At 63.4% G+C, this 26,000-nt stretch carries 22 protein-coding genes; 11 read left to right on the forward strand and 11 right to left on the reverse strand.

What is annotated here, in order from left to right; genetic code table 11:
• Positions 1-5: 5 nt before the first annotated feature.
• Both NKH83_RS15405 and NKH83_RS15410 read right to left on the reverse strand, forming a co-directional pair.
• The gene (locus NKH83_RS15405) at positions 6-1,598 is read right to left on the reverse strand and encodes an ABC transporter substrate-binding protein (RefSeq protein ID WP_254816244.1); all 1,593 of its coding nucleotides are present in this window, start codon (positions 1,596-1,598) and stop codon (positions 6-8) included.
• Positions 1,595-2,392, reverse strand: coding sequence for a hypothetical protein (locus tag NKH83_RS15410; RefSeq protein WP_352476030.1), 798 nt, complete (start codon positions 2,390-2,392; stop codon positions 1,595-1,597). Before NKH83_RS15410 ends, NKH83_RS15405 begins: the two co-directional genes overlap by 4 nt.
• Positions 2,393-2,408: 16 nt before the next feature.
• On the opposite strand from NKH83_RS15410, the gene NKH83_RS15415 reads away from it, so the two are divergent.
• Entirely contained in the window at positions 2,409-4,040 is a 1,632-nt protein-coding gene (locus NKH83_RS15415) for a long-chain-fatty-acid--CoA ligase (RefSeq protein WP_352805540.1), read from the forward strand.
• A 7-nt stretch (positions 4,041-4,047) separates the two neighbouring features.
• A complete protein-coding gene (locus NKH83_RS15420; protein ID WP_352476032.1) occupies positions 4,048-4,758 on the forward strand; it encodes a class I SAM-dependent methyltransferase in 711 nt (236 codons plus the stop codon).
• 8 nt (positions 4,759-4,766) lie between these two features.
• Here NKH83_RS15420 and NKH83_RS15425 read toward each other — a convergent pair whose 3' ends face one another.
• From NKH83_RS15425 to NKH83_RS15435, 3 genes are all read right to left on the reverse strand, one after another.
• Positions 4,767-5,489, reverse strand: a complete 723-nt coding sequence (locus tag NKH83_RS15425; protein ID WP_254816188.1) for an HAD family hydrolase — start codon at positions 5,487-5,489, stop codon at positions 4,767-4,769.
• Between the two features lie 5 nt (positions 5,490-5,494).
• Positions 5,495-7,138, reverse strand: coding sequence for a glucose-6-phosphate isomerase (gene pgi, locus NKH83_RS15430; protein ID WP_352476033.1), 1,644 nt, complete (start codon positions 7,136-7,138; stop codon positions 5,495-5,497).
• Positions 7,139-7,231: 93 nt separating this feature from the next.
• Positions 7,232-7,387, reverse strand: a complete 156-nt coding sequence (locus NKH83_RS15435; protein ID WP_254816186.1) for a hypothetical protein — start codon at positions 7,385-7,387, stop codon at positions 7,232-7,234.
• A gap of 5 nt (positions 7,388-7,392) precedes the next feature.
• On the opposite strand from NKH83_RS15435, the gene pdxR reads away from it, so the two are divergent.
• Both pdxR and NKH83_RS15445 read left to right on the forward strand, forming a co-directional pair.
• Positions 7,393-8,886, forward strand: a complete 1,494-nt coding sequence (gene pdxR / locus NKH83_RS15440) for a MocR-like pyridoxine biosynthesis transcription factor PdxR (RefSeq protein WP_352702400.1) — start codon at positions 7,393-7,395, stop codon at positions 8,884-8,886.
• 194 nt (positions 8,887-9,080) lie between these two features.
• Complete coding sequence (locus tag NKH83_RS15445) at positions 9,081-10,670, forward strand: trimethylamine methyltransferase family protein (RefSeq protein WP_352476035.1); 1,590 nt, start codon at positions 9,081-9,083, stop codon at positions 10,668-10,670.
• Between the two features lie 3 nt (positions 10,671-10,673).
• Here NKH83_RS15445 and chrA read toward each other — a convergent pair whose 3' ends face one another.
• The 4 genes from chrA to NKH83_RS15465 form a co-directional block, all read right to left on the reverse strand.
• Positions 10,674-12,062 carry a chromate efflux transporter gene (gene chrA / locus NKH83_RS15450; RefSeq protein WP_352476036.1) on the reverse strand — a complete coding sequence of 463 codons (1,389 nt, stop codon included), beginning with the start codon at positions 12,060-12,062 and terminating at the stop codon, positions 10,674-10,676.
• Complete coding sequence (locus NKH83_RS15455) at positions 12,059-12,892, reverse strand: chromate resistance protein ChrB domain-containing protein (protein WP_352476037.1); 834 nt, start codon at positions 12,890-12,892, stop codon at positions 12,059-12,061. Before NKH83_RS15455 ends, chrA begins: the two co-directional genes overlap by 4 nt.
• A 271-nt stretch (positions 12,893-13,163) precedes the next feature.
• Positions 13,164-14,969, reverse strand: coding sequence for an IlvD/Edd family dehydratase (locus NKH83_RS15460; protein WP_352476038.1), 1,806 nt, complete (start codon positions 14,967-14,969; stop codon positions 13,164-13,166).
• 235 nt (positions 14,970-15,204) lie between these two features.
• Positions 15,205-16,389: an Mrp/NBP35 family ATP-binding protein gene (locus tag NKH83_RS15465; RefSeq protein ID WP_352476039.1), complete on the reverse strand. Its 1,185-nt coding sequence runs from the start codon at positions 16,387-16,389 to the stop codon at positions 15,205-15,207.
• A gap of 195 nt (positions 16,390-16,584) precedes the next feature.
• Between NKH83_RS15465 and NKH83_RS15470 the strand changes: the two genes are divergently transcribed.
• Entirely contained in the window at positions 16,585-16,962 is a 378-nt protein-coding gene (locus NKH83_RS15470; protein ID WP_352476079.1) for a VOC family protein, read from the forward strand.
• A 38-nt stretch (positions 16,963-17,000) separates the two neighbouring features.
• Here the strand turns inward: NKH83_RS15470 and NKH83_RS15475 are convergent, their stop codons facing one another.
• On the reverse strand, positions 17,001-18,005 hold the full coding sequence (locus tag NKH83_RS15475; protein ID WP_352476040.1) for an inorganic phosphate transporter: 1,005 nt from the start codon (positions 18,003-18,005) through the stop codon (positions 17,001-17,003).
• A complete protein-coding gene (locus tag NKH83_RS15480; RefSeq protein ID WP_254816177.1) occupies positions 18,005-18,646 on the reverse strand; it encodes a DUF47 domain-containing protein in 642 nt (213 codons plus the stop codon). Before NKH83_RS15480 ends, NKH83_RS15475 begins: the two co-directional genes overlap by 1 nt.
• Positions 18,647-18,839: 193 nt before the next feature.
• Here NKH83_RS15480 and NKH83_RS15485 point away from each other — a divergent pair, with 193 nt between their 5' ends.
• The 6 genes from NKH83_RS15485 to NKH83_RS15510 all read left to right on the forward strand — a co-directional run bounded on the left by NKH83_RS15485 (position 18,840) and on the right by NKH83_RS15510 (position 25,959).
• Positions 18,840-19,739, forward strand: coding sequence for a LysR family transcriptional regulator (locus NKH83_RS15485; RefSeq protein ID WP_254816176.1), 900 nt, complete (start codon positions 18,840-18,842; stop codon positions 19,737-19,739).
• 133 nt (positions 19,740-19,872) lie between these two features.
• Positions 19,873-20,352: a formate dehydrogenase subunit gamma gene (locus NKH83_RS15490; RefSeq protein ID WP_352476041.1), complete on the forward strand. Its 480-nt coding sequence runs from the start codon at positions 19,873-19,875 to the stop codon at positions 20,350-20,352.
• A complete protein-coding gene (locus tag NKH83_RS15495) occupies positions 20,349-21,905 on the forward strand; it encodes a formate dehydrogenase beta subunit (RefSeq protein WP_352805547.1) in 1,557 nt (518 codons plus the stop codon). The genes NKH83_RS15490 and NKH83_RS15495 overlap by 4 nt, the downstream gene beginning before the upstream one ends.
• 12 nt (positions 21,906-21,917) lie before the next feature.
• Positions 21,918-24,830, forward strand: coding sequence for a formate dehydrogenase subunit alpha (fdhF, locus tag NKH83_RS15500; protein WP_352805549.1), 2,913 nt, complete (start codon positions 21,918-21,920; stop codon positions 24,828-24,830).
• A 3-nt stretch (positions 24,831-24,833) separates the two neighbouring features.
• A complete protein-coding gene (fdhD, locus tag NKH83_RS15505; RefSeq protein WP_352476044.1) occupies positions 24,834-25,664 on the forward strand; it encodes a formate dehydrogenase accessory sulfurtransferase FdhD in 831 nt (276 codons plus the stop codon).
• Positions 25,654-25,959, forward strand: coding sequence for a formate dehydrogenase subunit delta (locus tag NKH83_RS15510; RefSeq protein WP_352476045.1), 306 nt, complete (start codon positions 25,654-25,656; stop codon positions 25,957-25,959). The genes fdhD and NKH83_RS15510 overlap by 11 nt, the downstream gene beginning before the upstream one ends.
• Positions 25,960-26,000 lie beyond the last annotated feature (41 nt).

Genomic DNA, 26,000 nt, shown 5'->3' on the forward strand with positions numbered 1-26,000 from the left:
AGGACTTATTCGGTGACGTCGACGCCGTCAAACCGATGAATGCCGAGCGGGTCCATAACGAAGCCCGACACCTTCTTGTTCATCGGCATGAAGACCTTGGAATGGGCGATGGTCAGCCACGGAGCCTCACGCTTGAACACCACCTGAGCTTCCTCGTAGATCTTGGTGCGCTCGGCGACGTCCGTCGTTGCCTTGCCTTTTTTCAGCAGGGCTTCGAATTCCTGATTGCACCAGATCGCATAATTGGACTGGCCGATGGCATCGCAACCGAGCAGGAAAAAGAAGTTGTCCGGATCGCCATTGTCCCCGGTCCAGCCCAGTTGGAAGGCGCCGTCGCGATCCTTGGCTTTGCCGCGCTGGCGATACTCGGTCCATTCGTAGCTGACGATCTCCGCCTTGACGCCGACGGCGGCATAGTCGGCCTGGATCAACTCGGCGACGCGCTGGGCGTTCGGGTTGTAGGGGCGGCTGACCGGCATAGCCCAGATCTTCATCGACAGATCCTTGACGCCGGCGTCGGCCAGCATCTTCTTGGCCGCCTCCGGATCGTAGGGATCGTCCTTGATGTCCTTGTTGTAGGACCACATGGTCGGCGGGATCGGGTTGATGGCCGGCGTGCCGGCACCCTGATAGACCGCGTCGATGATTGCCTTCTTGTTCACCGCCATGTTGAGGGCCTTGCGGACCTCGACCTTATCGAAGGGCGGCTGCGTTGTGTTATAGGCCATGTAGCCGATATTCAGGCCTTCCTGCTCATCGACCTTGAGGTTCGTGTCGGCCTGCAGTCCGGCAATGTCGGCTGGCGCCGGGTACGACATGATATCGCATTCGCCCGCCTTCAGCTTCTGCGCGCGCACGGCGGGATCGGGCGTGATGGCGAAGATCAGATCGTCGATCTTCTGGCGGCCGCCATAGTAGCCGTCCCATGCCGCGTAGCGGATGACCGCGTCGACCTGGTAGTCGACGAACTGGAACGGACCGGTGCCGACCGGCTTCTGGGTGAACTGCTGCCTGGTGCCGGCCTTGTCGAGCTGGTCGGCATACTCTTTGGAAACGATCGAGGCGAAATCCATGCCGAGGTCCGGCAGGAACGCGACTTCAGGCTTGTTCAGCACGAATTTCACCGTCAGGTCGTCGACCTTGACGATTTCCTTCAGGAGATCGGGGAAGCCCATGCCGGTGAAATATTCCCAGCCGGTGCCTTCCAGATAGCTGTACCACGGGCTTTCTTTCTTCCACTGGCGTTCGAAGGAAAAGATCACGTCGTCGGCGTTGAGGTCGCGCGTCGGCGTGAAATAATCGGTCGTCTGGAATTTCACACCAGGGCGAAGCTTGAAGGTGTATTCGAGACCGTCGTCGGAAACCGTCCAGCTCTCTGCCAGGCCGGGGGAGATGGTGGTCTTGCCATGCTCGAACTCGACCAGGCGCGAATAGATGGTGCGCGACGAGGCGTCGAAGTCGTTGCCGCCGCTCCATGGCGACGGGTCGAAGCCGGCCGGCGAAGCCTCCGAGCAATAGACCAGTTGTTTTGCGTTGGCCATGCCGCCGAGGACGCTTGCAGCCAGCAACGCGGCTGCAAAAGTCAGTTTCTTTTTCATTGAGCACTCCCTGATGTTCTTCCAAGCCCCTCTATCAGGCTCGCGAAGGCCGCATATAAGCACCGTTTTTCTAGCTTTGGAACTGCTTGTTTGCCTAACCCACGGGAAGCAGAAAAAAATTCCGGCACGCGGCAAATTGTGGAAAAAAACGAGCCGAATCCGCAGATCACGACATTATTAGCGACTTCAATTTTTTGTTGATCGGCGATGCCGCCAATTGTGGGAATCGAGCCTTTCGGTTCAAGAGACCCGCGTCCGAAAACCGGTCGCGGCCGAGAGGTTTGACGGCAAGTCTTACCGCACTCCCGGTGCCGAAGGCTTGCATGGCCGCCGCTTGTGGCAATACATAGATAGATGGGCAGCGTGCCGGATTTTCCCGGGTTTCGGGCATTGCGGCAAGCGTTGGGATATCTTTGTTGATCAGGGCGGTGGTGGCGCGCAAGCATGCCGAAACAATAAGAACGATTGAGGGAGCGACAGGTGGCAAAACCGGCAAAGACAACCAGCGCGGCGAAAGCAAAGGCCGAGGCAACATCGAAAGCAGTCAAGTCAAAAGCGGCCGACGCCAAGCCGGCGGCTACCGCGAAGGCAAGCGCGAAGCCGGCGGCGAAGACCACGGTTGGAACGGCTGCTAAACCGGCAACCCGCAAGACGGCGCCTGCTGCAAAGTCTGCCGCCAAGCCGGCGGCGAAGGCAGTGCCGACAGCGCCCCGACCGTCGGCAGGTCCGGCCAAGAGATTACCAAAGGCGATCACGTCGCTGGCCGCCGGCCTGCCGGAAAAACCGTGGCTCAAGAGTTATCCAAAGATCGTGCCGGCCGAGATCGGCGCCCTGCCCGCCAGCTCGATCGGCGACTTTCTCGTCACCGTGTGCAAGCAGTTTGCGAATCGGCCGGCCTTCGTCTGCATGGGCAAATCGATCACCTATGCCGACCTCGAGCGACAGTCGGCCGCCTTCGGCGCCTATCTGCAATCAACGGGGCTGCAGAAGGGCGCGCGCGTCGCACTGATGATGCCGAATGTGCTGCAATATCCGGTGGCGATCATGGCAGTGCTTCGCGCCGGCTATGTCGTGGTCAACATCAATCCGCTCTACACACCGCGCGAGCTGGAGCACCAGCTCAAGGATTCCGGCGCTCAAGCCATTGTCATCCTCGAAAATTTCGCTTGCACCCTGCAGGCGGTGATCGCCAGGACCGCGGTCAAGCATATCGTGGTCGCCTCGATGGGCGACATGCTCGGTGGGATCAAGGGACCAATCGTCAACTTCGTTGTACGCCGCGTCAAAAAGATGGTGCCGGCATGGTCGCTGCCCGGCCATGTCAAATTCAGCGCCGCGCTGAAGGCAGGCGCCGGCATGGCCTTCAGGCCCGCAGAGGTCGCGGCCGACGACATCGCCTTCCTGCAATACACAGGCGGCACGACCGGCATCTCCAAGGGCGCGATGCTTTTGCACAGCAACATTTTGGCGAACGTCGCGCAGAACGCGCTGTGGGCTGAAGACGCCTTTACCGTCAAGCCTAAGCCGGCGCATCTGAATTTCCTCTGCGCGCTGCCGCTCTATCACATTTTTGCGCTGACGGCGAACGTGCTGCTAGGCATGCAGCAAGGCGCACAGAATGTCCTCATCCCCAATCCGCGCGACATTCCCCGCTTCGTCAAGGAGCTGCAGAAATACCCGATCCACATCTTTCCGGGCCTCAACACGCTGTTCAATGCGCTGCTCAACAATGAGGATTTTCGCAAGCTCGATTTCAAGCCGCTGATCCTGACGCTGGGTGGCGGCATGCCGGTGCAGAGGGCCATCGCCGAACGCTGGAAGGCGCTGACCGGCTGCCCGATCAGCGAGGCCTACGGGCTTACCGAAACCTCACCGGGGACAACCATCAACAAATTCAGCGACGGCGTTTACACCGGCACGATCGGCCTGCCGCTGCCCTCGACCGAGATCGCCATCCGCGACGACGACGGCAACAATTTGCCGCTCGGCGAAGTCGGCGAAATCTGCATCCGCGGACCGCAAGTGATGGCCGGCTACTGGAACCGGCCGGACGAGACCGCCAAGGTGATGACCGAGGACGGCTTCTTCAAGTCGGGCGACATGGGCTTCATGGACGAGCTTGGCTATACCAAGATCGTCGACCGCAAGAAGGACATGATCCTGGTTTCCGGCTTCAACGTCTATCCGAACGAACTCGAGGAAGTGGTGGCACAGCATCCGGGGGTACTCGAAGTGGCGGCGATCGGCGTGCCGGACGAGCATTCGGGTGAAGTGCCGAAGCTGTTCGTCGTCAAGAAGGACCCGGGGCTGACCGCCGAAGCGCTGGCGGCTTATTGCAAAGAGAACCTGACCGGCTACAAACGCCCCAGGCATATCGAGTTCCGCACCGAGCTGCCCAAGACACCGGTCGGCAAGATCCTGCGACGGGCGTTGCGGGGCTAGGCGCAGCTTGAGCGATTGCATCGCCGGCGCCAATGCGGTGGGTATAGGCTCGCGCCCAGATCCGGCAGAGTTCATCCGGGCGAACATGCGGATCGCGGCAGTACCTGCGATTCCCGAAATTCGGCTTTACACCGCCCATCCGGGAAGCGGGCTCAGGCGACTTGTCGAGTGGAACCAACACGCGACCGAAGAGGACGGACCTGAACCGGAGCCACCGTATTGGGCCTATATCTGGGCCGGCGGCGCGGTGCTCGCCCGCTATATTTTCGACCGGCCGGAGACCGTGACCGGCCGTCGCGTGCTCGACCTCGGCGCCGGCTCGGGCCTCGTCGGCATCGCAGCGGCAAAAGCCGGCGCAAGCGCGGTGATCGCGGCCGAGATCGACCGCAACGGCGTTGCCGCGATCGGCCTCAATGCGATGGCGAACGGCGTTGCGATTGCGACGATCGGCGGGGACATAACCAGCGGTCCGCCGCCACCGGTGGATGTCGTGGTGGTCGGCGACCTGTTTTACGCCCATGATCTTGCCGGCCGGGTCGTTCCCTTCCTCGACCGCTGCCTCGCTGCCGGCATCGAGGTGCTGGTCGGCGATCCAGGCCGCACCTATCTGCCCCGCTCGCGGCTTCGCCTGCTTGCCGAATACGAGGTGCCGGATGTCGGCGAGGGCAGGAATGCGGCGATGAAACCGAGCGGCGTGTTCTCGTTCGGACCAGCTTAGCTGCGAGTCTAGACCGTCTCGCTGACTCGGGCCGCAAGAAAATCGGGCAGATCGGCAACTGAATCGAGGATAACGTCGGCGATCTGCGACAGCGATTCCCGTGTGCCGGTGCCGGACAGCACGCCGATCGCCAGGCCACAGCCGCCGGCCCGCGCCATCTCCAGATCGTGGCGATTGTCGCCGACCATTGCGATCGTCGCCGGCCTGAGCCCTGTCAGATCCGAGAAGGCAAGGATCGTATCCGGCGCCGGTTTTGGATTAGCCACCGCATCGTAACCATAGGCGGCGTCGAAAAGCTGCGCGACGCCCAGAGTGACCAAGGTCTTTTCCGCGCCGCTGGTCGAGTCGTTGGTGGCGACGCCAAGCCGGTACGATTTTCTGTGAAGCAGGCCAAGCGTCTCGACCACACCCGGCAGCGCCACCGCCATTGCCGATCCCTGCGCCGAAGTGATGGCGTTGAAGCGGGCGACGGCAAGCATCTGGTCCTCGTCGGACAGCCGTGGAAACCACAGCTCGACGACGTCCATGTTGGTACCGGAGGCAAAAATCGAATCCGGCTTGAAGCGCTTGGCGGCAAAGTCGAAGCCCGCCGCCGCAAGCAGCCTGTCTGCTTTCCAGCGATCGCCTTCGGCCGCATCCATCGCCATGAAGTCGGCGATGCCCAGCCATGTCGCGTTGAAATCTACGAGCGTGCCGTCCTTGTCGAACAATATTCCCTTGATGTCCGCCAAGCTTTTCACTCCAGGCCGCGCAAGCGGTGGATGTATTCCACCAGTCCGGCAGTCGAGGCGTCCCGCTTTGCGGCGTTCTCCTTGCCTTCAACGACGGGCAGCAGCCCGGTCGCCAGTTCCTTGCCGAGTTCGACGCCCCATTGGTCGAAGGAGTTGATGTTGAACAGCGTGCCTTCGACGAAGACGCGGTGCTCGTAGAGCGCAATCAGCCGTCCGAACGTGTGGGGGTCGAGCTTTCTGTAGAGGATCGTCACCGAGGGGCGGTCGCCGGAGAAGACGCGGTGCGGAGCAATCCTGTCGACATCAGCCGGCTTCATGCCTTTCGCCAGCATCTGTGCGCGGGCTTCCTCAAGCGTGCGGCCCTTCATGAAAGCTTCCGACTGCGCCAGGCAATTGGCAAGCAGAAGGTCGTGGTGATGCTTCAGTTCCGGCTCGTGGCCGACGGCAGCGGCGAGGAATTCGACGGGAATGAAATCGGTGCCCTGATGCAGAAGCTGGAAGAAGGCGTGCTGGCCATTGGTGCCGGGCTCACCCCAGACCAGCGGGCCGGTCGGCGTCGTCACAGCGCCGCCGTCCAGGGTCACGCTCTTGCCGTTCGATTCCATGTCGAGCTGCTGCAGATAGGCCGGGAGCCTGGACAGACGCTGATCGTAAGGGATGACGGCGCGAGCGGGGTATTTGCAGATCACGCGGTGCCACCAGCCGATCAGCCCCATCAGCGCCGGCAGGTTCCTCGCCAGCGGCGCGGTGCGGAAATGCTCGTCCATCTCATGGGCGCCGTCGAGAAAGGCGCGAAAATTCCGCGGGCCGACGGCGATCATCACCGGCAGGCCGATCGCACCCCAGACGGAATAGCGGCCGCCGACCCAGTCCCAGAAGCCGAAGACGCGATCGGGCGCGATGCCGAATTTGGCGACCAGGTCGAGCGCCGTCGAGACGGCGGCGAAGTGCTTGCCGACCGCTTCCTTGCCGAGCGCCTTCTCGACCCATCCGCGCGCGGTCTCGGCATTGGTCATAGTCTCGACCGTGGTGAAGGTCTTGGACGCGATGATGAACAGGGTGGTTTCGGCGGAAAGTCCCTTCAGCGTGTCGTGGATATGCGCACCGTCGATATTGGATACGTAATGCGCGCGCGGCCCGTCATGATAGGGCGCCAGCGCCAGCGTCGCCATGGCAGGGCCGAGATCGGAGCCGCCGATGCCGATGTTGACGATGTCGGTGATCTTCTTGCCGGTCGCGCCGGCCGCTTTGCCGGAACGCACCGCGTCGGCGAAGGCACCCATCGCGTCGAGCACGGCGAGGACTTCCGCCTTCACGTCCTGGCCGTCGAGCACGATGCCCTTGCCGGTCAGGTTGCGTAGTGCCGTGTGCAGCACGGCGCGGCCTTCGGTGACATTGATCTTCTTGCCGGCAAACATGGCGTCGCGCCGGCCTTCGAGGTCGGCGGCCTCGGCCAGCTTCTCCAGCAACTCCATCGTCCGCGCATCGACCGCACATTTCGACCAGTCGAGCAGCACGTCGCTGTCGCTGGCGGAGAATTTCTCGAAGCGCTGCGGATCGGCGGCGAAAGCCTCGCGCATCGAGCCCGATTTGGCCGCACGATGATCGCGCAATGCGCCGAGCTGCTTTTGAAAGGACGGTTGATCCACTGCCTCGCTCCGGTTCTTGAGGTGCATCTTATCAGGCCGGATGTTTCCGGCGCGTGTCGTCGCGGCAAACTATCGGGTCGAATTCCATCTGTTTCAATGCGCAGCGATGCCGCAGCGCAGCGCGGGCCGGCGCAAAGGATCACTGGCATAAATCCCAGCGATCAGAAAAATTGATTGGCGCAACACCTTGTGCCACCGGTACATTCGACTGGTCCAGCCAAGTGAAAAAAGCTGGCCATCGAGGAACATCTCCCATGCCACAGCGAAACGACACGGCCATATGGTCCGGCCTGTTCCGGATTTCGGCGGACTCCGGTCAGACCCTGCAGGCGCAGATCCGCCAGGCGATCGTCGCCGCCATCCTCGACCGGCAGATCGCGGCTTCGATGCCGCTTCCGTCCTGCCGGATTCTTGCCGAAAAACTCGGCGTGGCGCGGGGCACCGTGGTGCTGGCCTTCCAGCAGCTGGTCGACCAGGGCTTCCTGGTGGCGCGCGAGCGCCGCGGCCATTTTGTCAATCCCGAGGTGCTGGCGACGCCGGCCAAGCCGCACCAGAAGGCGCCCGACCAGGCCAACGAGATCGACTGGAAGGCGCGCCGGCAGATCGCGGCGAGCGACATGCCGCCGCCGGCCAAGCACGACAACTGGATCAAGTCGTCCTACCCCTTCGTCTACGGCCAGTTCGACCCGGCGCTGTTCCCGACCGCCGAATGGCGCGAGTGCAACCGCATGGCGCTGGCGGTGCTCGAAATCCGCAACTGGGCATCCGACATGGTCGACCGCGACGATCCGCTCCTGATCGAGCAGATCCAGGCCCGGCTGCTGCCGCGGCGCGGCATCTTCGCCAATCCGGACGAGATCATCGTGACGCTGGGCGCGCAGAACGCGCTTTACATGCTGGCCACGCTTTTGATGACCAAGGGCTCCAAGGTGGCGATGGAAGACCCCGGCTATCCCGATGCACGCTCGATCTTCCGGCTGGCCGGCGCCGATATCCAGCCGGTTCCAGTCGACCCCTCCGGCATCGTAACCTCTGCCATTCCCAGTGATTCCGGCTTCGTCTTCGTCACGCCCAGCCACCATTGCCCGACCATGGTGCCGCTGTCGGCGGAGCGGCGGCAGGATCTTCTGGCGCGCGCCAACCGGCACAACCAGATCATCATCGAGGACGGCTATGACAGCCAGCTCCTGGACGAGGCGCCGCAGCAGGCGCTGAAGAGCCTCGATCGGTCCGGCCGCGTCGTCTATGTCGGCTCGATGTCGAAGACGCTGGCTCCCGGCCTCAGGCTCGGCTACATCGTCGCCTCGGCCGGGCTGATCTCCGAGCTTCGGGCGCTGCGCCGCTTCATGCTGCGCCATCCGCCGGCCAACAACCAGCGCGCCGTGGCGCTCTTCCTGTCGCTCGGCCATCACGAGGCGCTGGTGCGGCGGCTGTCGAGCGCCTTCGACGAGAGGCGCAAGCGTCTGGTCCATGCGATTTCTGCCTTCCTGCCTGAGTGGCGCTCGACCGATTCGGCCGGCGGTACGTCGCTCTGGCTCGAGGGGCCGCGCGGCACCGATTCGCGCGGACTGGCGGAGGCCGCAGCCTCGCGCAGCGTCATCATCGAGCCCGGCGACCGCTTCTTCGATCGCACCGAAAAGCCTTCGCGCTTCATGCGCTTGGGCATTTCATCGATCGCGCTGCAGCACATCGAACCCGGCATCCGCGAACTGGCGACGGCAGCTGGACGCAGGCCGGCAGCGGCCTGATCTCCCTTCCCCGACCGGAGCCTGGCGCATGTAGTGCGGCTCCGGTCCTTTAGCTCCTTGGCATATGCGACGGGACCGGCTGGCACATAGGCTGTGCCAATGCCGGCGGCATAGTCGCTGTATAGAGGGGACGAAGCAGGCCGATGGTGGACCAACCGCCGCGCCCGCTCCGCAGCTAAAGTTGGAGTGCCTTCATGCCAATGGCCCATGAGAAGCAGGACGTGTCCGCAGACCAGCGTTCGCGGCGGTCCGGCGGGCGCGAGGCGCGCCGCGCCATGCGGGCGGCACCGCTTGCCGACGACGTCAAGCCGGTGCGCGCCGGCCTCGAAGGTGGGAGCTACAGCCCGCTCAGCGGCAATGATTGCGAACGTATCCATGAGGCCGTGCTTACCCTTCTGGAGACGGTCGGCTTCGCTAATGCCATCCCCTCCTGCATCGAGGCACTGACCAAGGCGGGCGCGACCCTCGGTGAGGACGGCCGCCTGCGCTTTCCTCGCGGCCTTGTGCTCGACACCATCAAGAAAGCGGCGCGGCATTTCACCCTGCACGGCCAGGATCCGAAGCACGACATGGTGATCCAGGGCAAGCGTGTGCATTACGGCACGGCTGGTGCTGCGGTGCATCTTGTCGATGTCGAAAAGCGTGAGTATCGCGAGTCGCTGCTGCAGGACATTTACGATGCCGCGCGCCTGGTCGAAGGGCTCGACAACATCCATTTCTTCCAGCGGCCGATGGTGCCGCGCGACATTCCCGATCCGCTCGATATGGATTTCAACACGCTCTACGCCTGCGTCATGGGCACGTCGAAGCATGTCGGGACCTCGTTTACCGTGCGCGAGAACGTCAAGCCGGCGCTCGACATGCTCTATGCGATCGCGGGCGGCGAAGCGAATTTTCGCGCCCGGCCTTTCGTCTCCAATTCGAACTGCTTCGTCGTGCCGCCGATGAAATTTGCCGAGGACGCCTGCGGTGTTCTCGAAGCCTGTGTCGAGGGCGGAATTCCGATCCTGCTGCTGTCGGCAGGACAGGCGGGTGCGACGGCACCGGCGGCGATTGCCGGCGCCGTGGTGCAGGCGGTCGCCGAAGTGCTCGTTGGCCTCATCTACGTCAACGCCATCAAGCCAGGCCATCCAGCGATCTTCGGCACCTGGCCGTTTGTCTCGGATCTCAGGACCGGCGCCATGTCGGGCGGTTCGGCCGAGCAGGCGGTGCTGACCGCGGCCTGCGCGCAGATGGCGCAATTCTACGACCTGCCGGGCGGTTCGGCCGCCGGCATGACAGATTCGAAACTGCCTGACATTCAGTCCGGCTACGAAAAGGGCATAACCGACGTGATGGCCGGTCTCGCCGGCCTCAACCTGGTCTATGAGTCGGCCGGCATGCATGCCTCGCTGCTCGGCTTCTGCCTGGAGAGCCTGATCATCGACAATGACATGCTCGGCCACTGCCTGCGCTGCGTGCGCGGCATCGAAGTGACGGACGAGTCGCTGTCGATCGACACCATTGCCGATGTCTGCCTGAAAGGGCCGGGCCATTATCTGGGCAACGAGCAGACGCTGCGGCTGATGCAGACCGAATATTTCTATCCGGCCGTCGGCGACCGCTTTTCGCCGAAGGAATGGAATGAGAAAGGCAGGCCCGATATCCTGCAACGGGCGATCATCGAGAAGAAACGCGTGCTTGCCGAACGCTTCCCGCGCCATGTGCCAAAACCGGTCGACGACAAATTGCGCGCCCGCTTCGGCGATATGATCAAGCTGCCGCGCGACAGAATGGGCGGCTGAGCGTTACCCGCTCGCCGCGAGCAACAACACACCGGCCAGCGCCGATCCGGCAAGCGTCGGCAGCATGCCGATCTTCAGCTTCAGGATGGCGATCATCGAGGCACAGGAAAGCAGCGCCGCGCGCCAGTCTATCGATGAAAGCACCGGCACGTCCATTCCAAGCCCGACATTGCGAACTTCGCCGAAGATGACGTGCAAGCCGAACCATAGAGCGAGGTTCATGATGACGCCGACGACGGCGGCGGTGATCGCACCGAGCGCCGCCGACAGTGCCTTGTTGCCGCGCAGCGCTTCGATGTAAGGCGCGCCAAGGAATATCCACAGGAAACATGGGGTAAACATCGCCCACAGCGTAAGCAGCGCTCCAAACAATCCGGCAAGAAGCGGCGCGAGCGCGCCGGAGTGGCGGAAGGCGGCGACGAAGCCGACGAACTGCAAGACCAGGATCAACGGGCCGGGCGTGGTTTCGGCAAGCCCAAGGCCGTCGACCATTTCACCGGGTGCCAGCCAGCCGAAGGACTCGACCGCTGCCTGCGCGACATAGGCAAGCACGGCGTAGGCGCCGCCGAAGGTGACGACCGCCATGACACTGAAAAAGCCACCGATTTGCGTCCATACGCTGGCAGAGCCGGTAAAAGTCCAGACCAGCAGAACAGGCCCGAGCCAGATCGGCAGCCAGATCGCCAAAATGCGCGGCGCATGCCATCGCGTCGGTCTGACGTGAGTCAGTTCGCCGCGCTCGAACATCAGATCGACCGCGCCTTTGACGTCGGGAACATCGCCCTTGCCCTGTGGTGCGCCGGAAAAAAATGCCGGCGCACTACGGTTGCCGATCCAGCCTGCCAGGCCGGCAAGCAGCACGATCAGCGGAAACGGCACGTTCAACGCGTAGATGGCGATGAAGGCGGCGAGTGCGATCGACACCATGACCGGGTTTTTCAGCGCGCGTCTGCCGATCCGGATCACCGCCTCGATGACAATGGCGAGCACGGTTGCCTTGACCCCGAAAAACAGCGCCGCGACGAGTGGTACATCGCCATAGAGCGCATAGAGGCTGCTCAGGACGAGCATTACAAGCGCGCCCGGCACGACGAAGAGAATGCCGGCAACAAGGCCGCCGACCGTTTTGTGCAGCAACCAGCCGATATAGATGGCGAGCTGCTGGGCCTCAGGGCCAGGCAGCAGCATGCAGTAGTTCAACGCATGCAGGAAGCGCTGTTCGCCGATCCAGCGCCGGTCCTCGACCAGTTCCTTGTGCATGAGCGCGATCTGCCCGGCCGGGCCGCCGAAGCTGAGCACCCCGATTTTCGCCCAGACCTTCACGGCCTGCCGGAAGCTCGGCACAGCGGGATCCTGGATCTCCGCCGACTTTTTCGAAAGGACGGCGCTCACGATGGTTTGCCCGCGCTGACTGCGCCGGCGGCCGGCCAGTTATGCGTCTCCTCGGTGGCATCGCGGCACCAGCGGAAGAACATATCATAGAGCAGCATGCCGGCCTCGAGCTGCTCCAGATCGTTGCGAAACATCCGTGACAGGCCAAGCGAGGCGGCCAGGAAGCCGGCCGCCTGTGGAACAAGATCGAGGCTCGCAGTATCGGCAGCGCGTATGATCGTGGCCAGGCGATCGAGCGCTTCCGATTTAAGCCCGAACTCCTCGATCATGGTGTCGAAGGTGCAGCGTTCGCCGCGGTGGCTCCAGAACACGTTCTCGATGTCGAAAGGCACGGCCTGAAAGCGATCGGCGACGGCTGCCACTTCGGTCGGCTCGACGAAGAGAAAGACCGCGTGAGGATCGATGAAGCGCCGGATCAGCCAGGGGCAGGCGATGCGGTCGACCTTCGGGCGCGTACGCGTCACCCAAACGGTGCGGCCCTTGGCGTCGGCGGGCGGTATCTTGTCGGCGTGAACGAGAAGGCCCTTGGCATCGCGCCATGCTTCAAACCCGCCGTCGAGCGATTCGGCGGCTATGCCCTCGTGCCGCAGCCATGCGGCCACGCCTTGCGAGAGCTTTTTCCCCTGCTGGCAGACGACTGTCACTTGCCTGCCGGCGAAGTCGGCAGCCCAGTTCGAGACAGTCCTGAAATCACGCCGATCCGACCCCGGCAGCAGGCGCGGATCGGCGTTGTAGTCATCATCGATGCGGACGTCGATGATTGCGGGTGCACCCGGCAGCCCAATCAGACGGGACAGTTGCGATACAGTGATAGCGGTTGTTGACGGCATGGCGTCCACCTCCTTGAAAGAGAAGCTTGGACGCGAACGTTGGGCTGACGCCTCACGGGGTCGTCGCGATGCACCCCTTGCGATGATCGTGGATTTGTCACGCTCGCTTGTCAAGCATTTGTCCCTGCTGTCGCAGGACAATCGTTTTTGACAAACGATCGCGTCCAACTCTGTGCCGGGCATTTCTCCCCGTTAGCGGGCTGTTAACGGGGAGAAATGAGGAGACCGCAACACCGGCGACCTGACGGCTGGCCCGTGCGATGGACCCTGGTCAGTGATTGTCCCTCGGCACGCCGCTTGTATGAGCCACATCCTGGTATTTCACCGCCGGCTTCAGCACCATGCCTTCGGAAAACTGGTCGACCATGCCGCGCTGGATTTCCTGCCAGGGCGTCTGGTGCTTCGGATAGTGATAGCCGCCATTGTTCTGCAGCTCGGCGCGGCGCCGCGCGATCTCGTCGTCGCTGACGAGGATGTCGGCGGTGCCCTTGCGCAGGTCGATGCGGACGCGGTCGCCGGTCTTCAGCAGCGCCAGGCCGCCGCCGATGGCGGCTTCCGGCGAGGCGTTGAGGATCGACGGCGAGCCCGACGTGCCCGACTGACGACCGTCGCCGATACAGGCCAGCGCGTGGATGCCCTTTTTGATCAGATAGGCAGGCGGCTGCATGTTGACGACTTCGGCGCCGCCGGGATAGCCGATCGGACCGGCGCCGCGCATGAACAGGATGGTGTGCTCGTCGATGCCCTGTGCCGGGTCGTCGATGCGGGCGTGATAGTCCTCGGGGCCGTCGAAGACCATGGCGTTGCCCTCGAAGGCTTCGGGGTCCTTCGGGTTCGACAGATAGCGCTCGCGGAACTCGGGCGAGATGCCGCTGGTCTTCATGATCGCCGAATCGAACAGATTGCCCTTGAGATTGATGAAGCCGGCATTGGCTTTCAGCGGCTCGGCAACCGGGCGGATGACGTCGAGGTTCTCGTTAACGGCGCCGCGGCAATTGTCGCCGATGGTATTGCCGTTAGCGGTCGTGGCTTCCGGATAGGGCAGCAGGCCGCCCTTCATCAGTTCGGCGATCACGGCCGGCACGCCGCCGGCATGGTGATAGTCCTCGCCGAGATATTCGCCCGTCGGCTGCAGATTGACGATGAGCGGTATGTTGAGGCCGACCTTCTGCCAATCGTCATTGTCGAGCGGCACGCCGAGATGGCGGGCGATGGCGTTGAGGTGGATCGGCGCATTGGTCGAGCCGCCGATCGCCGAGTTGACGACGATGGCGTTCTCGAAGGCCTTACGGGTCATGATGTCGGAGGGCTTCAGATCCTCATGCACCATGTCGACGATGCGCTTTCCGGTCTCGTAGGCGATCTGGCCGCGTTCGCGATAGGGGGCGGGGATAGCGGCCGAGCCTGGCAATTGCATGCCGAGCGCCTCGGCCAGCGAATTCATCGTGGTGGCGGTGCCCATCGTGTTGCAATAGCCGGTCGACGGCGCCGAGGAGGCAACGATATCCATGAACTCGTCATAGCCAATCTCGCCAGCCGACAGGCGCTGGCGCGATTCCCAGACGATAGTGCCGGAGCCGGTGCGCTTGCCCTTGTGCCAGCCGTTGAGCATCGGCCCGACCGAAAGCGCGATAGCCGGGATGTTGACGGTGGCCGCGGCCATCAGCATGGCCGGCGTCGTCTTGTCGCAGCCGATGGTGAGCACCACACCGTCGAGCGGATAGCCGTAGAGCACCTCCACCAGGCTGAGATAGGCAAGGTTGCGATCAAGTGCAGCAGTCGGCCGTTTGCCGGTCTCCTGGATCGGGTGGCAAGGGAACTCGAAAGGGATGCCACCCATCGAGACAATGCCTTCGCGCACGCGCTTGGCCAGTTCGATGTGGTGGCGGTTGCAGGGCGACAGGTCCGAGCCGGTCTGCGCGATGCCGATCAGCGGCTTGCCGGACATCAGTTCGGCCCGCGTCAGCCCGTAATTCAGGTAACGTTCCAGATAGAGTGCCGTCATGCCCGGATTGTCGGGATTGTCGAACCACTCCTGCGAGCGAAATTTTTTCTTGCTGGTGGGGGCGCCTGCCATCGTGGTCTCCGTATTTGTATGACAAATCGATATGACAACGCGCGGGAGCAGGCAAGGGGCACGCGCCATCCGAATCCGCACTTTGGTGCGATAGACACACATCTGCCTCCGCGCTAGTCGGGATCGTGGTTTGTCAGCCCGCTATCCCGGAAAAGCTGGAACGTGTCGCCGCGGACCTACCCGGCCGTTCCGGCCGCCCTCCCCTCAAGGTCCCACTTGGGGGAGGACATCCGCATCACTCGAACACGATGCTCGGCACTGCAGCCTCGGCCGCGCCGCGCTCTTCATTGACGCGGTCCCAAACCTTGGCGGCGATGTCGCGGTAGATTTTCGCCTCGGCGCCATCGGGTTTCGAGACCACCACCGGCGTGCCAGCATCCGAGCTTTCGCGGATGCCCATCTCGAGCGGCACTTCGCCAAGGAAGGTGACCCCGAGACGCTCGGCCTCGCGGCGCGCGCCGCCATGGCCGAAGATGTCGTAGCGTTTTCCCGTATCGGGGGCGAGAAAATAGCTCATATTTTCGACGATACCCAATAGCGGCACGTCGACCTTTCTGAACATGTTGAGGCCTTTGCGCGCATCGATCAGGGCCAGGTCCTGTGGCGTCGAGACGATGACGGCGCCGGCCAGCGGCACCTGTTGGGCCATGGTCAGCTGGGCGTCGCCGGTGCCGGGCGGCATGTCGACGACGAGCACATCGAGCGGTCCCCATTCGACCTCGCGCAGCATCTGCGTCAATGCCGACATCACCATCGGCCCGCGCCAGATCATCGGCGTCTCCTCATCGACGAGGAAGCCCATCGACATGACCTTGAGGCCATAATTCTGCATCGGTTTCAGGATCTTGCCGTCGACGGTCTGCGGCCTGCCACGAATGTTGAGCAGACGCGGCATGGAAGGGCCATAAATATCGGCATCGAGCACGCCGACCCGCAGCCCGTTGGCGGCAAGCCCAAGGGCGATATTGACGGCGGTGGTCGACTTGCCAACCCCGCCCTTGCCGGAAGCGACGGCGATGATGGCCTCGATGCCGGGTACGCCGCGCTTGCCCTGGCTGTGCGAGGCGGGCGCCTGTGGGGCGGGACGGGCAGGTGCGGCCGGTGGAGCGGGCCTCTGAGCCGGTCTTTGCGGAACCGGCGCCTCCATGCCGCCGCCCTTCTTTTCCGCCGTCAGCGCGACCACGGCGCCGGCGACACCGGGGATCGCCTTGACAACACGTTCGGCCGCCGCACGCAGCGGCTCCATCTCCTGGGCACGGGCAGCGGGAACGGTGATCGAGAAGAACACCTTGGCGTCGGCAATGAAAATCTCGGAAACCATGCCGAGATCGACGATATTGCCGGTGAAATCCGGCCCATTGACCGTCTTCAGGCGCTCGATAACCATTTCCTTGGTCACGTTTTCATGGGCGGCGGGCATGAGTTTTTCCTCTACTTTTCCGCTCCAGATAATGCAGTTCCGGAACAGAACCAAGCGATGGACCAACAGTTGCAGCGGCGTATCGGGGAGGAAGCGACCATACGGCAGCATTTCCAGCGGGAGTGGCCGTCGCCAAATCGTCAACGCAACCTATTTCAGTGGACATGGAATGAACGCCAGGGAAGGAGACGAATCATGCTCGCAAACAGCAACGCAACGGCCAATCTCGCTGTGAAGGACCTGGCCAAGGCCAGGGCTTTTTACGAAGGAACGCTCGGCCTGAAAGAAGTGCACAATGAGGGTGGTGAACTGATCGTCTATGAAAGCGGCGATACCGCCATCAACGTGTACCGTTCGAACTTCGCCGGGACCAACAAGGCGACCGCTGTGACCTGGACGGTCGGCGATGAACTCGGCAAAATCGTCAAGGCATTGAAATCGAAGGGCGTGACCTTCGAGCATTACGACATGCCAGGCCTGACGCTTGAGGGCGATGTCCATGTCGGCCAGGGCATGAAGGTCGCATGGTTCAAGGATCCGGACGGCAACATCCTGAACCTTGTGGATAGGTAGATACGGCGCATCGCCTGCCGCGCAGTGCTACGGTGCTGTCACCATGCCAGGCCGACCGCGAGGTAGGTGAGAGCCGCGATGGCCGCGGTTGCCGGCAAGGTGACGATCCATGCCACCACGATGTTGCCGGCAATGCCCCAGCGAACGGCGGAGACGCGGCGGGCGGCGCCGACGCCGATGATGGCGCCGGTGATCGTGTGCGTGGTCGATACAGGAATACCCAGCCAGGTGGCGGCGAACAGGGTAATCGCACCGCCGGTCTCGGCGCAGAAACCCTGCATCGGGTTCAGCCGGGTGATCTTGGAGCCCATGGTGTGGACGATGCGCCAGCCGCCGAACAATGTGCCCAGCGCCAGCGCCGACTGACAGGTGATGACGACCCACAGCGGCACGTAAAAATTCGCGCCGAGCATGCCTTGCGAATAGAGCAGCACGGCGATGATGCCCATGGTCTTCTGCGCGTCGTTGCCGCCATGTCCAAGCGAATAGAGCGAGGCGGAAAAGAACTGCATGACGCGGAAGGTGCTGTCGACGGCAAACGGTGTCTGCCGCAGGAACAGCCAAGAGACCGCGAGGATCAGGACGAGCGCCAGCAGAAAGCCTGCCGCCGGCGATAGCACGATTGCCGCCGTGGTCTTGCCCAACCCGGCCCAGACAATGGCGCCGGTGCCTGCCTTGGCGACGCCGGCGCCGACCAGACCGCCGATCAGCGCGTGCGAACTGCTGGACGGGATGCCGACGAGCCAGGTGACGATGTTCCAGACGATGGCGCCGACAAGTGCTGCGAAGATCACTGCCGGCGTGACGATGCTGGCGTCGATGATGCCGGTTCCCAGCGTCTCCGCCACGTGGAGACCGAAGAACATGAAGGCGATGAAATTGAAGAAGGCCGCCCAGAACACCGCATAATGCGGCCGCAGCACCCTGGTGGAGACGATGGTGGCGATGGAGTTGGCGGCATCGTGCAGGCCGTTGAGGAAATCGAAGAACAGCGCGACGACGACAAGGCCGACCAGCACGGGAAAGGTTATCGCGGCTTCCACTATACGTTCTCGATGACGATGCCGCTGATTTCGTTGGCAACGTCCTCGAAGCGGTCGACCACCTTCTCCAGCTGGCCGTAGATCTCGCTGCCGATCAGATAGGCCATCGGGTCGCTGCGGCCATGCCGCTTGAACAGGTCCTTCAAGCCTTGCTCGTGCAGGTCGTCGGCCCGGCCTTCGGCGCGCATGACTTCCTCGGCGATGGCATTGAGGCGCACCGTGTGCGCCCCGACCTTGCCGAGCAGCGGGATCGCCTCGGCCACCAACTTGGCGGCCTCGACGATGACGCCTCCCATTTCCTGCATCAGCGGGTCGAATTCCTTCTTCTCGAACAGCCTTACCGTCTTGACGGTCTTGTGCATCATGTCGATGGCATCATCCATCGACTGGATCAGGTCCTTGATGTCGCCGCGATCGAAGGGCGTGATGAAGGAGCGCCGCACCGCAAGCAGCACCTCCGCGGTGATCTGATCGGCTTCGTCCTCGAGATCGATGATCGTCTGACACCAGCGGTCGATGTCGTTGCCCTGCAGAAGCTGCTGCAGTGCCTCGGCGCCACCGACCACGGTGCGGGAATGCCGCTCGAACAGGTCGAAGAAGCGATCTTCGCGCGGCAAAAGCTTGCGGAACCAGCCCAGCATGTTCGGTCTCCCGTCCTGTCCAGTCCACGACCCCGTCTGATCCACATAGCGCCGCATTCCATTGCGGGAAACAGTAAGCCGGCTGAAAGATGTGGATGCGGACGATTTACACAGGCGGCTTGCGGCCGAAGGCGATTTCCACGACCTTGCGCGCTACGATAGGACATATCGTCCGTGACAGGCTCCCGACGGCATGATCGACAAGCTGGAATTCTTCATAGCACTTGCCAAGGAAGAGCATTTCGGCCGGGCGGCCGAAGTATGCGGCGTCACCCAGCCGACACTTTCGGCCGGCATTAAGCAGCTGGAGGGCCAGCTCGGCGTGATGCTGGTGCTGCGCGGCTCGCGTTTCCAGGGACTGACGCCGGAAGGCAAACAGGTGCTGGTGTGGGCGCGCCGCATCGTCGGCGATAGCAGGACCATGCGCGAGGAGATGCGGGCGGCGCGTCACGGCCTGTCAGGGCGTATCCGCATCGCGGCGATCCCGACGGCGCTGGCCATGGTGGCGCGATTGACGACGCCGTTTCGGGCAAAACACCCCGGCGTCACCTTCTCGGTGCTGTCGCGGACCTCGATCGAGGTGCTGTCGCTGCTCGGCAATTTCGATATCGACGCCGGCATCACCTATCTCGACAACGAGCCGCTCGGACGCGTCACCAGCGTGCCGCTCTACGACGAGCGCTATCAGCTGATCACCGCCGTCGGGAACCCGTATTTCGACCGCGACAAAGTGACATGGGCCGAGCTCAGTCAGCTGCCGCTCTGCCTGCTGACGCCGGACATGCAGAACCGCCGCATCATCGACCAGCATCTGGCCGAAGCCGGCGTGCAGGTGCGGCCGACATTGGAATCCAACTCGATGATCGTGCTGTTCTCGCATATCCGCACCGGCAAATGGTCGTCCATCATGCCGCTTAACCTTGCGGAAACATTCGGCTTTTCCGAGCCGATCCGGGCTATCCCGATCGTCGAGCCGGATGCCAGCCACACCGTCGGGCTGGTGGCGGCGCCGCGCGAACCGCACACACCGCTGGTCTCGGCGCTGTTGGACGAGGCAATGGCGCTGGCGGACGATTTCCGCACCCGTCGCTAGGCTAGACAATGCTGGCGATCGCGAACGATAGAAAATTTCTATCGAGCAACGGATCGGCTTTATTGATTTAGCGGGTTTCCTCTGATTTCCTAAGCACTTAGCGGAAGACCGCCACGACCAGGGAGGGCGCTGCATGACGATGCAGCCTGCAAGTACCGAGATCGCATCGCGCACCGCGGCGATCATCCACGAGTTGAAAGGCCTCGAAGGCCCGCTGTTGCCGATCCTGCACGGCATACAGGAAGAGTTCGGCCATGTGCCGCAGGACGCGCTGCCGGTCATCGCCGAGGCGCTGAACATCTCCAGGGCCGAGGTGCATGGCGTCGTCACCTTCTATCACGATTATCGCTGCCAGCCGGCCGGCCGGCATGTGCTGAAGCTCTGCCAGGCGGAAGCCTGCCAGTCGATGGGTTCGGATGCGATTGCCGCCAGGCTCAAATCGTTGCTGGGCATAGGCTTCCACGAGACAACCCGCGACGGTTCGGTGACGCTGGAGCCGGTCTATTGCCTCGGCCTTTGCGCCTGCTCGCCGTCGGCGATGCTGGACGGCGAGGTGATCGGGCGGCTCGACGACGAAAAGCTCAATGAAATCGTTGCTGAGGTGCGCTCATGATCCCGCGTATCTATATTCCCGGCGATTCCGGCGCGCTGGCGCTGGGCGCGGAAAAGGTCGCCAAAGCGGTTCGGGCGGAATTGGCCGAGCGCGGCATCGAGGCCAAGATCGTGCGCAACGGCTCGCGCGGCGCCTATTTCCTCGAGCCGATGGTCGAGGTGGCAACGGCCAATGGCCGTATCGCCTATGGGCCGGTGAAGCCATCCGACGTCAAAAGCCTGTTCGACTGCGGCTTCCTCACCGGCGGTCACCACAAGCGCTGGCTCGGCGCTCCCGACAAGATCCCATTCCTGGCCAGGCAGACGCGGTTGACCTTTGCGCGCTGCGGCGTCACCGATCCGCTGTCGCTCGATCACTACAAGGCGCATGGCGGGCTGAACGGCTTGCAGAATGCAGTGGCGATGACGCCGGCCGACATCGTCAAGCAGGTGACCGAGTCCGGGCTGCGCGGTCGTGGCGGCGCCGGCTTCCCGACCGGCATCAAATGGAAGACGGTGCTCGATACGTCGGCCGACCGCAAATACATCGTCTGCAATGCCGATGAAGGCGATTCCGGCACGTTCGCCGACCGCATGATCATGGAAGGCGACCCTTTCGCGCTGATCGAAGGCATGGCGATCGCCGGCATCGCCACCGGCGCGACGAAGGGGTTCATCTATATCCGCTCCGAATATCCGCATGCGGTGGCGGTGATGCAGAAGGCCGTCGAGATCGCCCGCAAGGCCGGCGTGCTCGGCGTCAATGTGCTCGGCTCGGCCAATTCATTCGACATGGAAGTCCGCGTCGGCGCCGGCGCCTATGTTTGCGGCGAGGAGACGGCGCTGCTCGACAGCCTCGAAGGCAAGCGCGGACAGGTGCGGGCCAAACCGCCACTGCCGGCGCACAAGGGCCTGTTCGGCAAGCCGACGGTGATCAACAACGTCATCTCGCTGGCCTCGGTGCCGGTGATCATGGACAAGGGCGCCGCCTTCTACAAGGATTTCGGCACGGGCCGTTCGCGCGGCACCATCCCGATCCAGATTGCCGGCAACGTCAAATATCCCGGTCTCTACGAGGCGGCGTTCGGCATGACGCTGGGTGAGATCGTCGACGATATCGGCGGCGGCACGGCGACCGGGCGTCCGGTCAAGGCGGTGCAAGTGGGTGGCCCGCTCGGCGCCTATTTCCCGCGTGCCCTGTTCGACACGCCGTTCGACTACGAAGCGTTTGCCGCCAAGGACGGGCTGATCGGCCATGCCGGCATCGTCGTTTTCGACGACAGCGCCGACATGCTGAAGCAGGCACGCTTTGCCATGGAATTCTGCGCTATCGAAAGCTGCGGCAAGTGCACGCCGTGCCGCATCGGCTCGACGCGCGGCGTCGAGGTGCTGGACCGGCTCGCCCAGAACATCGAACCGGAAAAGCAGATCGCGCTGGTCACCGACCTTTGCAACACGATGAAGTTCGGCTCGCTTTGCGCTCTCGGCGGCTTCACCCCATATCCAGTGATGAGTGCACTCAACCATTTCCCGGACGACTTTCGGCCGACGCCGGTCGCCGAAGCAGCGGAATAGGAGCGGACAGGCATGAACGCGGCATTCGACATCAAATCGCTGGTCCAGGAAATAGACTACGGCACACCCGCCTCCGAAGCCGAACAGCAGGTAACGCTGACAGTCGACGGCAAGTCGGTGACGGTGCCGGCGGGCACCTCGATCATGCGCGCTTCTATGGAAGCGGGCGTTGAAATCCCGAAGCTCTGCGCAACCGACATGCTGGATTCGTTTGGCTCCTGCCGGGTCTGCCTCGTCGAGATCGACGGGCGCGGCGGCACGCCGGCCTCGTGCACGACGCCGGTCGGCGAGGGCATGGTCGTGCACACACAGAGCGACCGGCTGAACGCCATTCGCCGCGGCGTGATGGAACTCTACGTCTCTGACCACCCGGTGGCGTGGGGCGAGAAGGCCGGCACCGGCGCCAGCGAGTTCGACAAGGTCGTCAGGACGGTCGGCCTGACCGAGAACCGCTATGGCGTGGACGGGCGCAACCACGTCAAGCAGGAAAACGGCGTGGCGCCCGGCCATGGCTCCCTGACCATCGACTATATCGCCCGCGATGAATCCAACCCCTATTTCACCTACGATCCGGCGCAATGCATCGTCTGCTCGCGCTGCGTGCGCGCCTGCGAGGAGGTACAGGGCACGTTCGCGCTGACCATCGAGGGCCGCGGCTTCGAATCCAGGGTCTCGGCCGGCATGCACGAGGCGTTCGTCGATTCCGAGTGCGTGTCGTGCGGGGCCTGCGTGCAGGCCTGCCCGACCGATGCGCTGAGGGAGAAGACCGTACTGGCGAAAGGCCTGCCCGAGCGCTCGACCGTCACCACCTGCGCCTATTGCGGCGTCGGCTGCTCGTTCAAGGCCGAGGTCAAGGGCGACGAGGTCATTCGCATGATGCCCTACAAGGCAGGCAAGGCCAACCACGGCCACTCCTGCGTCAAGGGCCGTTTCGCCTATGGCTATGCGACGCACAAGGACCGGATCCTGAAGCCGATGATCCGCGAGCGGGTCAGCGATCCGTGGCGCGAAGTGTCGTGGGAAGAGGCGCTCACCCACACGGCGAACGAATTCCGCCGCATCCAATACCAGTACGGCCGCACCTCGATCGGCGGCATCACCTCCTCGCGCTGCACCAACGAGGAGACCTACCTCGTCCAGAAGCTTGTCCGGCAGGGCTTCCGCAACAACAATGTCGACACCTGCGCCCGGGTCTGCCATTCGCCGACCGGCTATGGTCTCGGCCAGACCTTCGGCACCTCAGCCGGCACGCAGGACTTCGATTCGATCGAGCAGACGGACGTCATCCTGCTGATCGGCGCCAATCCGACCGATGCGCATCCGGTGTTCGCTTCGCGCATGAAAAAGCGCATGCGCCAGGGCGCCAAGCTGATCGTGCTCGATCCGCGCCGCACCGACATCGTACGCTCGGCCCATGTCGAGGCTCAGTACCATCTACCACTGAAGCCGGGCACCAACGTCGCCATGCTGACGGCACTTGCCCATGTCATCGTCACCGAAGGCCTGTTCGATGGGGCCTTCATCCGCGAGCGCTGCGACTGGGACGAGTTCCAGGACTGGGCGTCGTTCGTGGCACTGCCGGAAAACAGCCCGGAGGTCGTCGGCCAGCTTGCCAATGTCGATCCCGACGACATACGCGGCGCGGCCCGGCTCTACGCCCGCGGCGGCAACGGCGCGATCTATTACGGCCTCGGCGTGACCGAGCACAGCCAGGGCTCGACCACCGTCATCGCCATTGCCAACCTCGCCATGGCGACCGGCAATATCGGCCGGCCGGGCGTCGGCGTGAACCCGCTGCGCGGCCAGAACAATGTGCAGGGCTCCTGCGATATGGGCTCGTTCCCGCACGAGCTTCCCGGCTATCGCCACATTTCAGGCGACGCGGTGCGCGCGATCTATGAGAGCCTGTGGGGCGTCAAGCTCGACGACGAGCCTGGCCTGCGCATCCCCAATATGCTGGATGCAGCCGTCGACGGTTCGTTCAAGGGGCTCTATGTGCAGGGCGAGGATATCCTGCAGTCCGACCCCGACACCAAGCATGTCGCCGCCGGACTGGCGGCGATGGAATGCGTGGTCGTGCACGATCTCTTCCTCAACGAGACGGCCAATTACGCGCATGTCTTCCTGCCCGGCTCGACCTTCCTCGAGAAGGATGGCACCTTCACCAATGCCGAGCGCCGCATCAACATGGTGCGCAAGGTGATGGAGCCGAAATGCGGCTATGCCGACTGGGAAACGACGCAGGAGCTCGCCAAGGCGCTCGGCCTCGGCTGGACCTACACGCATCCGTCGCAGATCATGGACGAGATCGCCAAGACGACGCCGAGCTTCGCCGGCGTTTCCTTCGACCTCCTCGACAGAGTGGGCTCGGTGCAGTGGCCCTGCAACGAGAAGTCGCCGGAGGGCACGCCGATCATGCATATTGGCGGCTTCGTGCGCGGCAAAGGCAAGTTCATCCGCACCGAATACGTCGCGACCGACGAAAGGACCGGGCCGCGCTTCCCGCTGCTGCTGACCACCGGCCGCATCCTGTCGCAATACAATGTCGGCGCGCAGACCCGGCGTACCGAGAACGTGGTCTGGCATAGCGAGGACCGGCTGGAGATCCATCCGCACGATGCCGAAAATCGCGGCCTGCGCGACGGCGACTGGGTGCGGCTGACCAGCCGCTCCGGCGAGACGACGCTGCGCGCGCTGATCACCGAGCGGGTGTCGCCAGGCGTCGTCTATACGACCTTCCACCATCCCGACACCCAGGCCAACGTCATCACCACCGACTTCTCCGACTGGGCGACCAACTGCCCGGAATACAAGGTGACCGCAGTGCAGGTGGGCGCGTCCAACGGCCCGTCGGAATGGCAGCGCGACTATGACGAGCAGGCAAAGCAAAGCCGCCGTATCGCGAAGTTGGAAGCGGCGGAGTAGTCCTTGACCGCGCGCCGCAAAGCCATTGCGCAGATCTCGCGGCTGGCGCGCCGCGCGGGCGGCACCGCGGCCGCCAACCGGATGGTGCCGGAAGAGACGCCGGTGGCGTTCTCCTTTGCCGGCACCACGCATGCGGTGATGATGGCAAGCCCGGCCGATTTCGAGGATTTCGCGCTCGGCTTCTCGCTGACCGAAGGCATCATTGCCTCGCCGGACGAAATCGAAGCCATCGAGGTCGAGGATCACGGCGCCGGCATCGACATCCAGATCCGGCTGAAGGACCAGGCCAACACCCGCTTCGAAGCGCGGCGCAGACGGCTGGCCGGCCCGGTCGGCTGCGGGTTGTGCGGCATCGAATCGATCGAGGAGGCGATGCGCTCGGTAAACTCGGTCGGTGCGTCAACACTTACGCTTCAGGCCAACGACATCGTCCGTTCGGTCAAGCTGCTGTCGAAGGTGCAGCCGCTGCACGCCGAAACCGGTGCCGTCCACGCCGCCGGTTTTTACCTTCCCGACAAGGGCGTCGTCATGGCGCGCGAGGATGTCGGCCGCCACAATGCGCTGGACAAGCTGGCCGGCGCGCTGGCCAGGGCCGGTATCGACGGCGCCAGCGGTGCCGTCGTCGTCACGTCGCGCGTTTCGGTCGAGATGGTGCAGAAGACTGCGGCGATCGGTTCGGCCGTCATCATCGCCGTCTCGGCGCCGACCGCACTTGCCATCCGCACCGCGGACGAGGCCGGCATGACGCTGGTGGCGCTGGTGCGCGGCGACGATTTCGATATTTTCACCCATCCTGACCGCGTGGTTTCCGGAGTTGCCAAGCATGTCGCATGACGAAGGCCACCTCATGAGCACCAGCGAAAAGCTGGTTCGCATGGCCAACCAGATCGCCGCCTTTTTCCACTCCAAGCCGCGCGAGCAAGGCATTGCCGGCGTCGCCGAGCACATCAACAAGTTCTGGGAGCCGAGAATGCGCCGGCAATTGTTCGAGATGCTTGACAGCGGCGGCGAAGGTTTCAACGAGCTTGTCGTCGCGGCCGCGCCGCACATCAAGCGGCCGGGCGCGCCGGAGGGCTCAGGTTTTAGCGTCGGCGGAGCGAACACCGAGACCGCCGCGTCACAGAAGTAGCGTCGCGGGCCCACATTCACTCGCGCTAAAGTTTCATCTGC

Origin of the sequence: Mesorhizobium sp. M0909 (assembly GCF_040319515.1) — a bacterium.
Classification (GTDB): domain Bacteria; phylum Pseudomonadota; class Alphaproteobacteria; order Rhizobiales; family Rhizobiaceae; genus Mesorhizobium.

What these genes read in the sequence shown, in the direction of transcription:
- NKH83_RS15405 (WP_254816244.1), bottom strand. Translation starts at nt 1,598, where the DNA reads ATGAAAAAGAAACTGACTTTTGCAGCCGCGTTGCTGGCTGCAAGCGTC.
- NKH83_RS15435 (WP_254816186.1), bottom strand. Translation starts at nt 7,387, where the DNA reads ATGTTCCTCGATGGCCAGCTTTTTTCACTTGGCTGGACCAGTCGAATG.
- pdxR (WP_352702400.1), top strand. Translation starts at nt 7,393, where the DNA reads ATGCCACAGCGAAACGACACGGCCATATGGTCCGGCCTGTTCCGGATT.
- NKH83_RS15445 (WP_352476035.1), top strand. Translation starts at nt 9,081, where the DNA reads ATGCCAATGGCCCATGAGAAGCAGGACGTGTCCGCAGACCAGCGTTCG.
- NKH83_RS15455 (WP_352476037.1), bottom strand. Translation starts at nt 12,892, where the DNA reads ATGCCGTCAACAACCGCTATCACTGTATCGCAACTGTCCCGTCTGATT.
- NKH83_RS15460 (WP_352476038.1), bottom strand. Translation starts at nt 14,969, where the DNA reads ATGGCAGGCGCCCCCACCAGCAAGAAAAAATTTCGCTCGCAGGAGTGG.
- NKH83_RS15465 (WP_352476039.1), bottom strand. Translation starts at nt 16,389, where the DNA reads ATGCCCGCCGCCCATGAAAACGTGACCAAGGAAATGGTTATCGAGCGC.
- NKH83_RS15470 (WP_352476079.1), top strand. Translation starts at nt 16,585, where the DNA reads ATGCTCGCAAACAGCAACGCAACGGCCAATCTCGCTGTGAAGGACCTG.
- NKH83_RS15480 (WP_254816177.1), bottom strand. Translation starts at nt 18,646, where the DNA reads ATGCTGGGCTGGTTCCGCAAGCTTTTGCCGCGCGAAGATCGCTTCTTC.
- NKH83_RS15485 (WP_254816176.1), top strand. Translation starts at nt 18,840, where the DNA reads ATGATCGACAAGCTGGAATTCTTCATAGCACTTGCCAAGGAAGAGCAT.
- NKH83_RS15490 (WP_352476041.1), top strand. Translation starts at nt 19,873, where the DNA reads ATGACGATGCAGCCTGCAAGTACCGAGATCGCATCGCGCACCGCGGCG.
- NKH83_RS15495 (WP_352805547.1), top strand. Translation starts at nt 20,349, where the DNA reads ATGATCCCGCGTATCTATATTCCCGGCGATTCCGGCGCGCTGGCGCTG.
- fdhF (WP_352805549.1), top strand. Translation starts at nt 21,918, where the DNA reads ATGAACGCGGCATTCGACATCAAATCGCTGGTCCAGGAAATAGACTAC.
- NKH83_RS15510 (WP_352476045.1), top strand. Translation starts at nt 25,654, where the DNA reads ATGTCGCATGACGAAGGCCACCTCATGAGCACCAGCGAAAAGCTGGTT.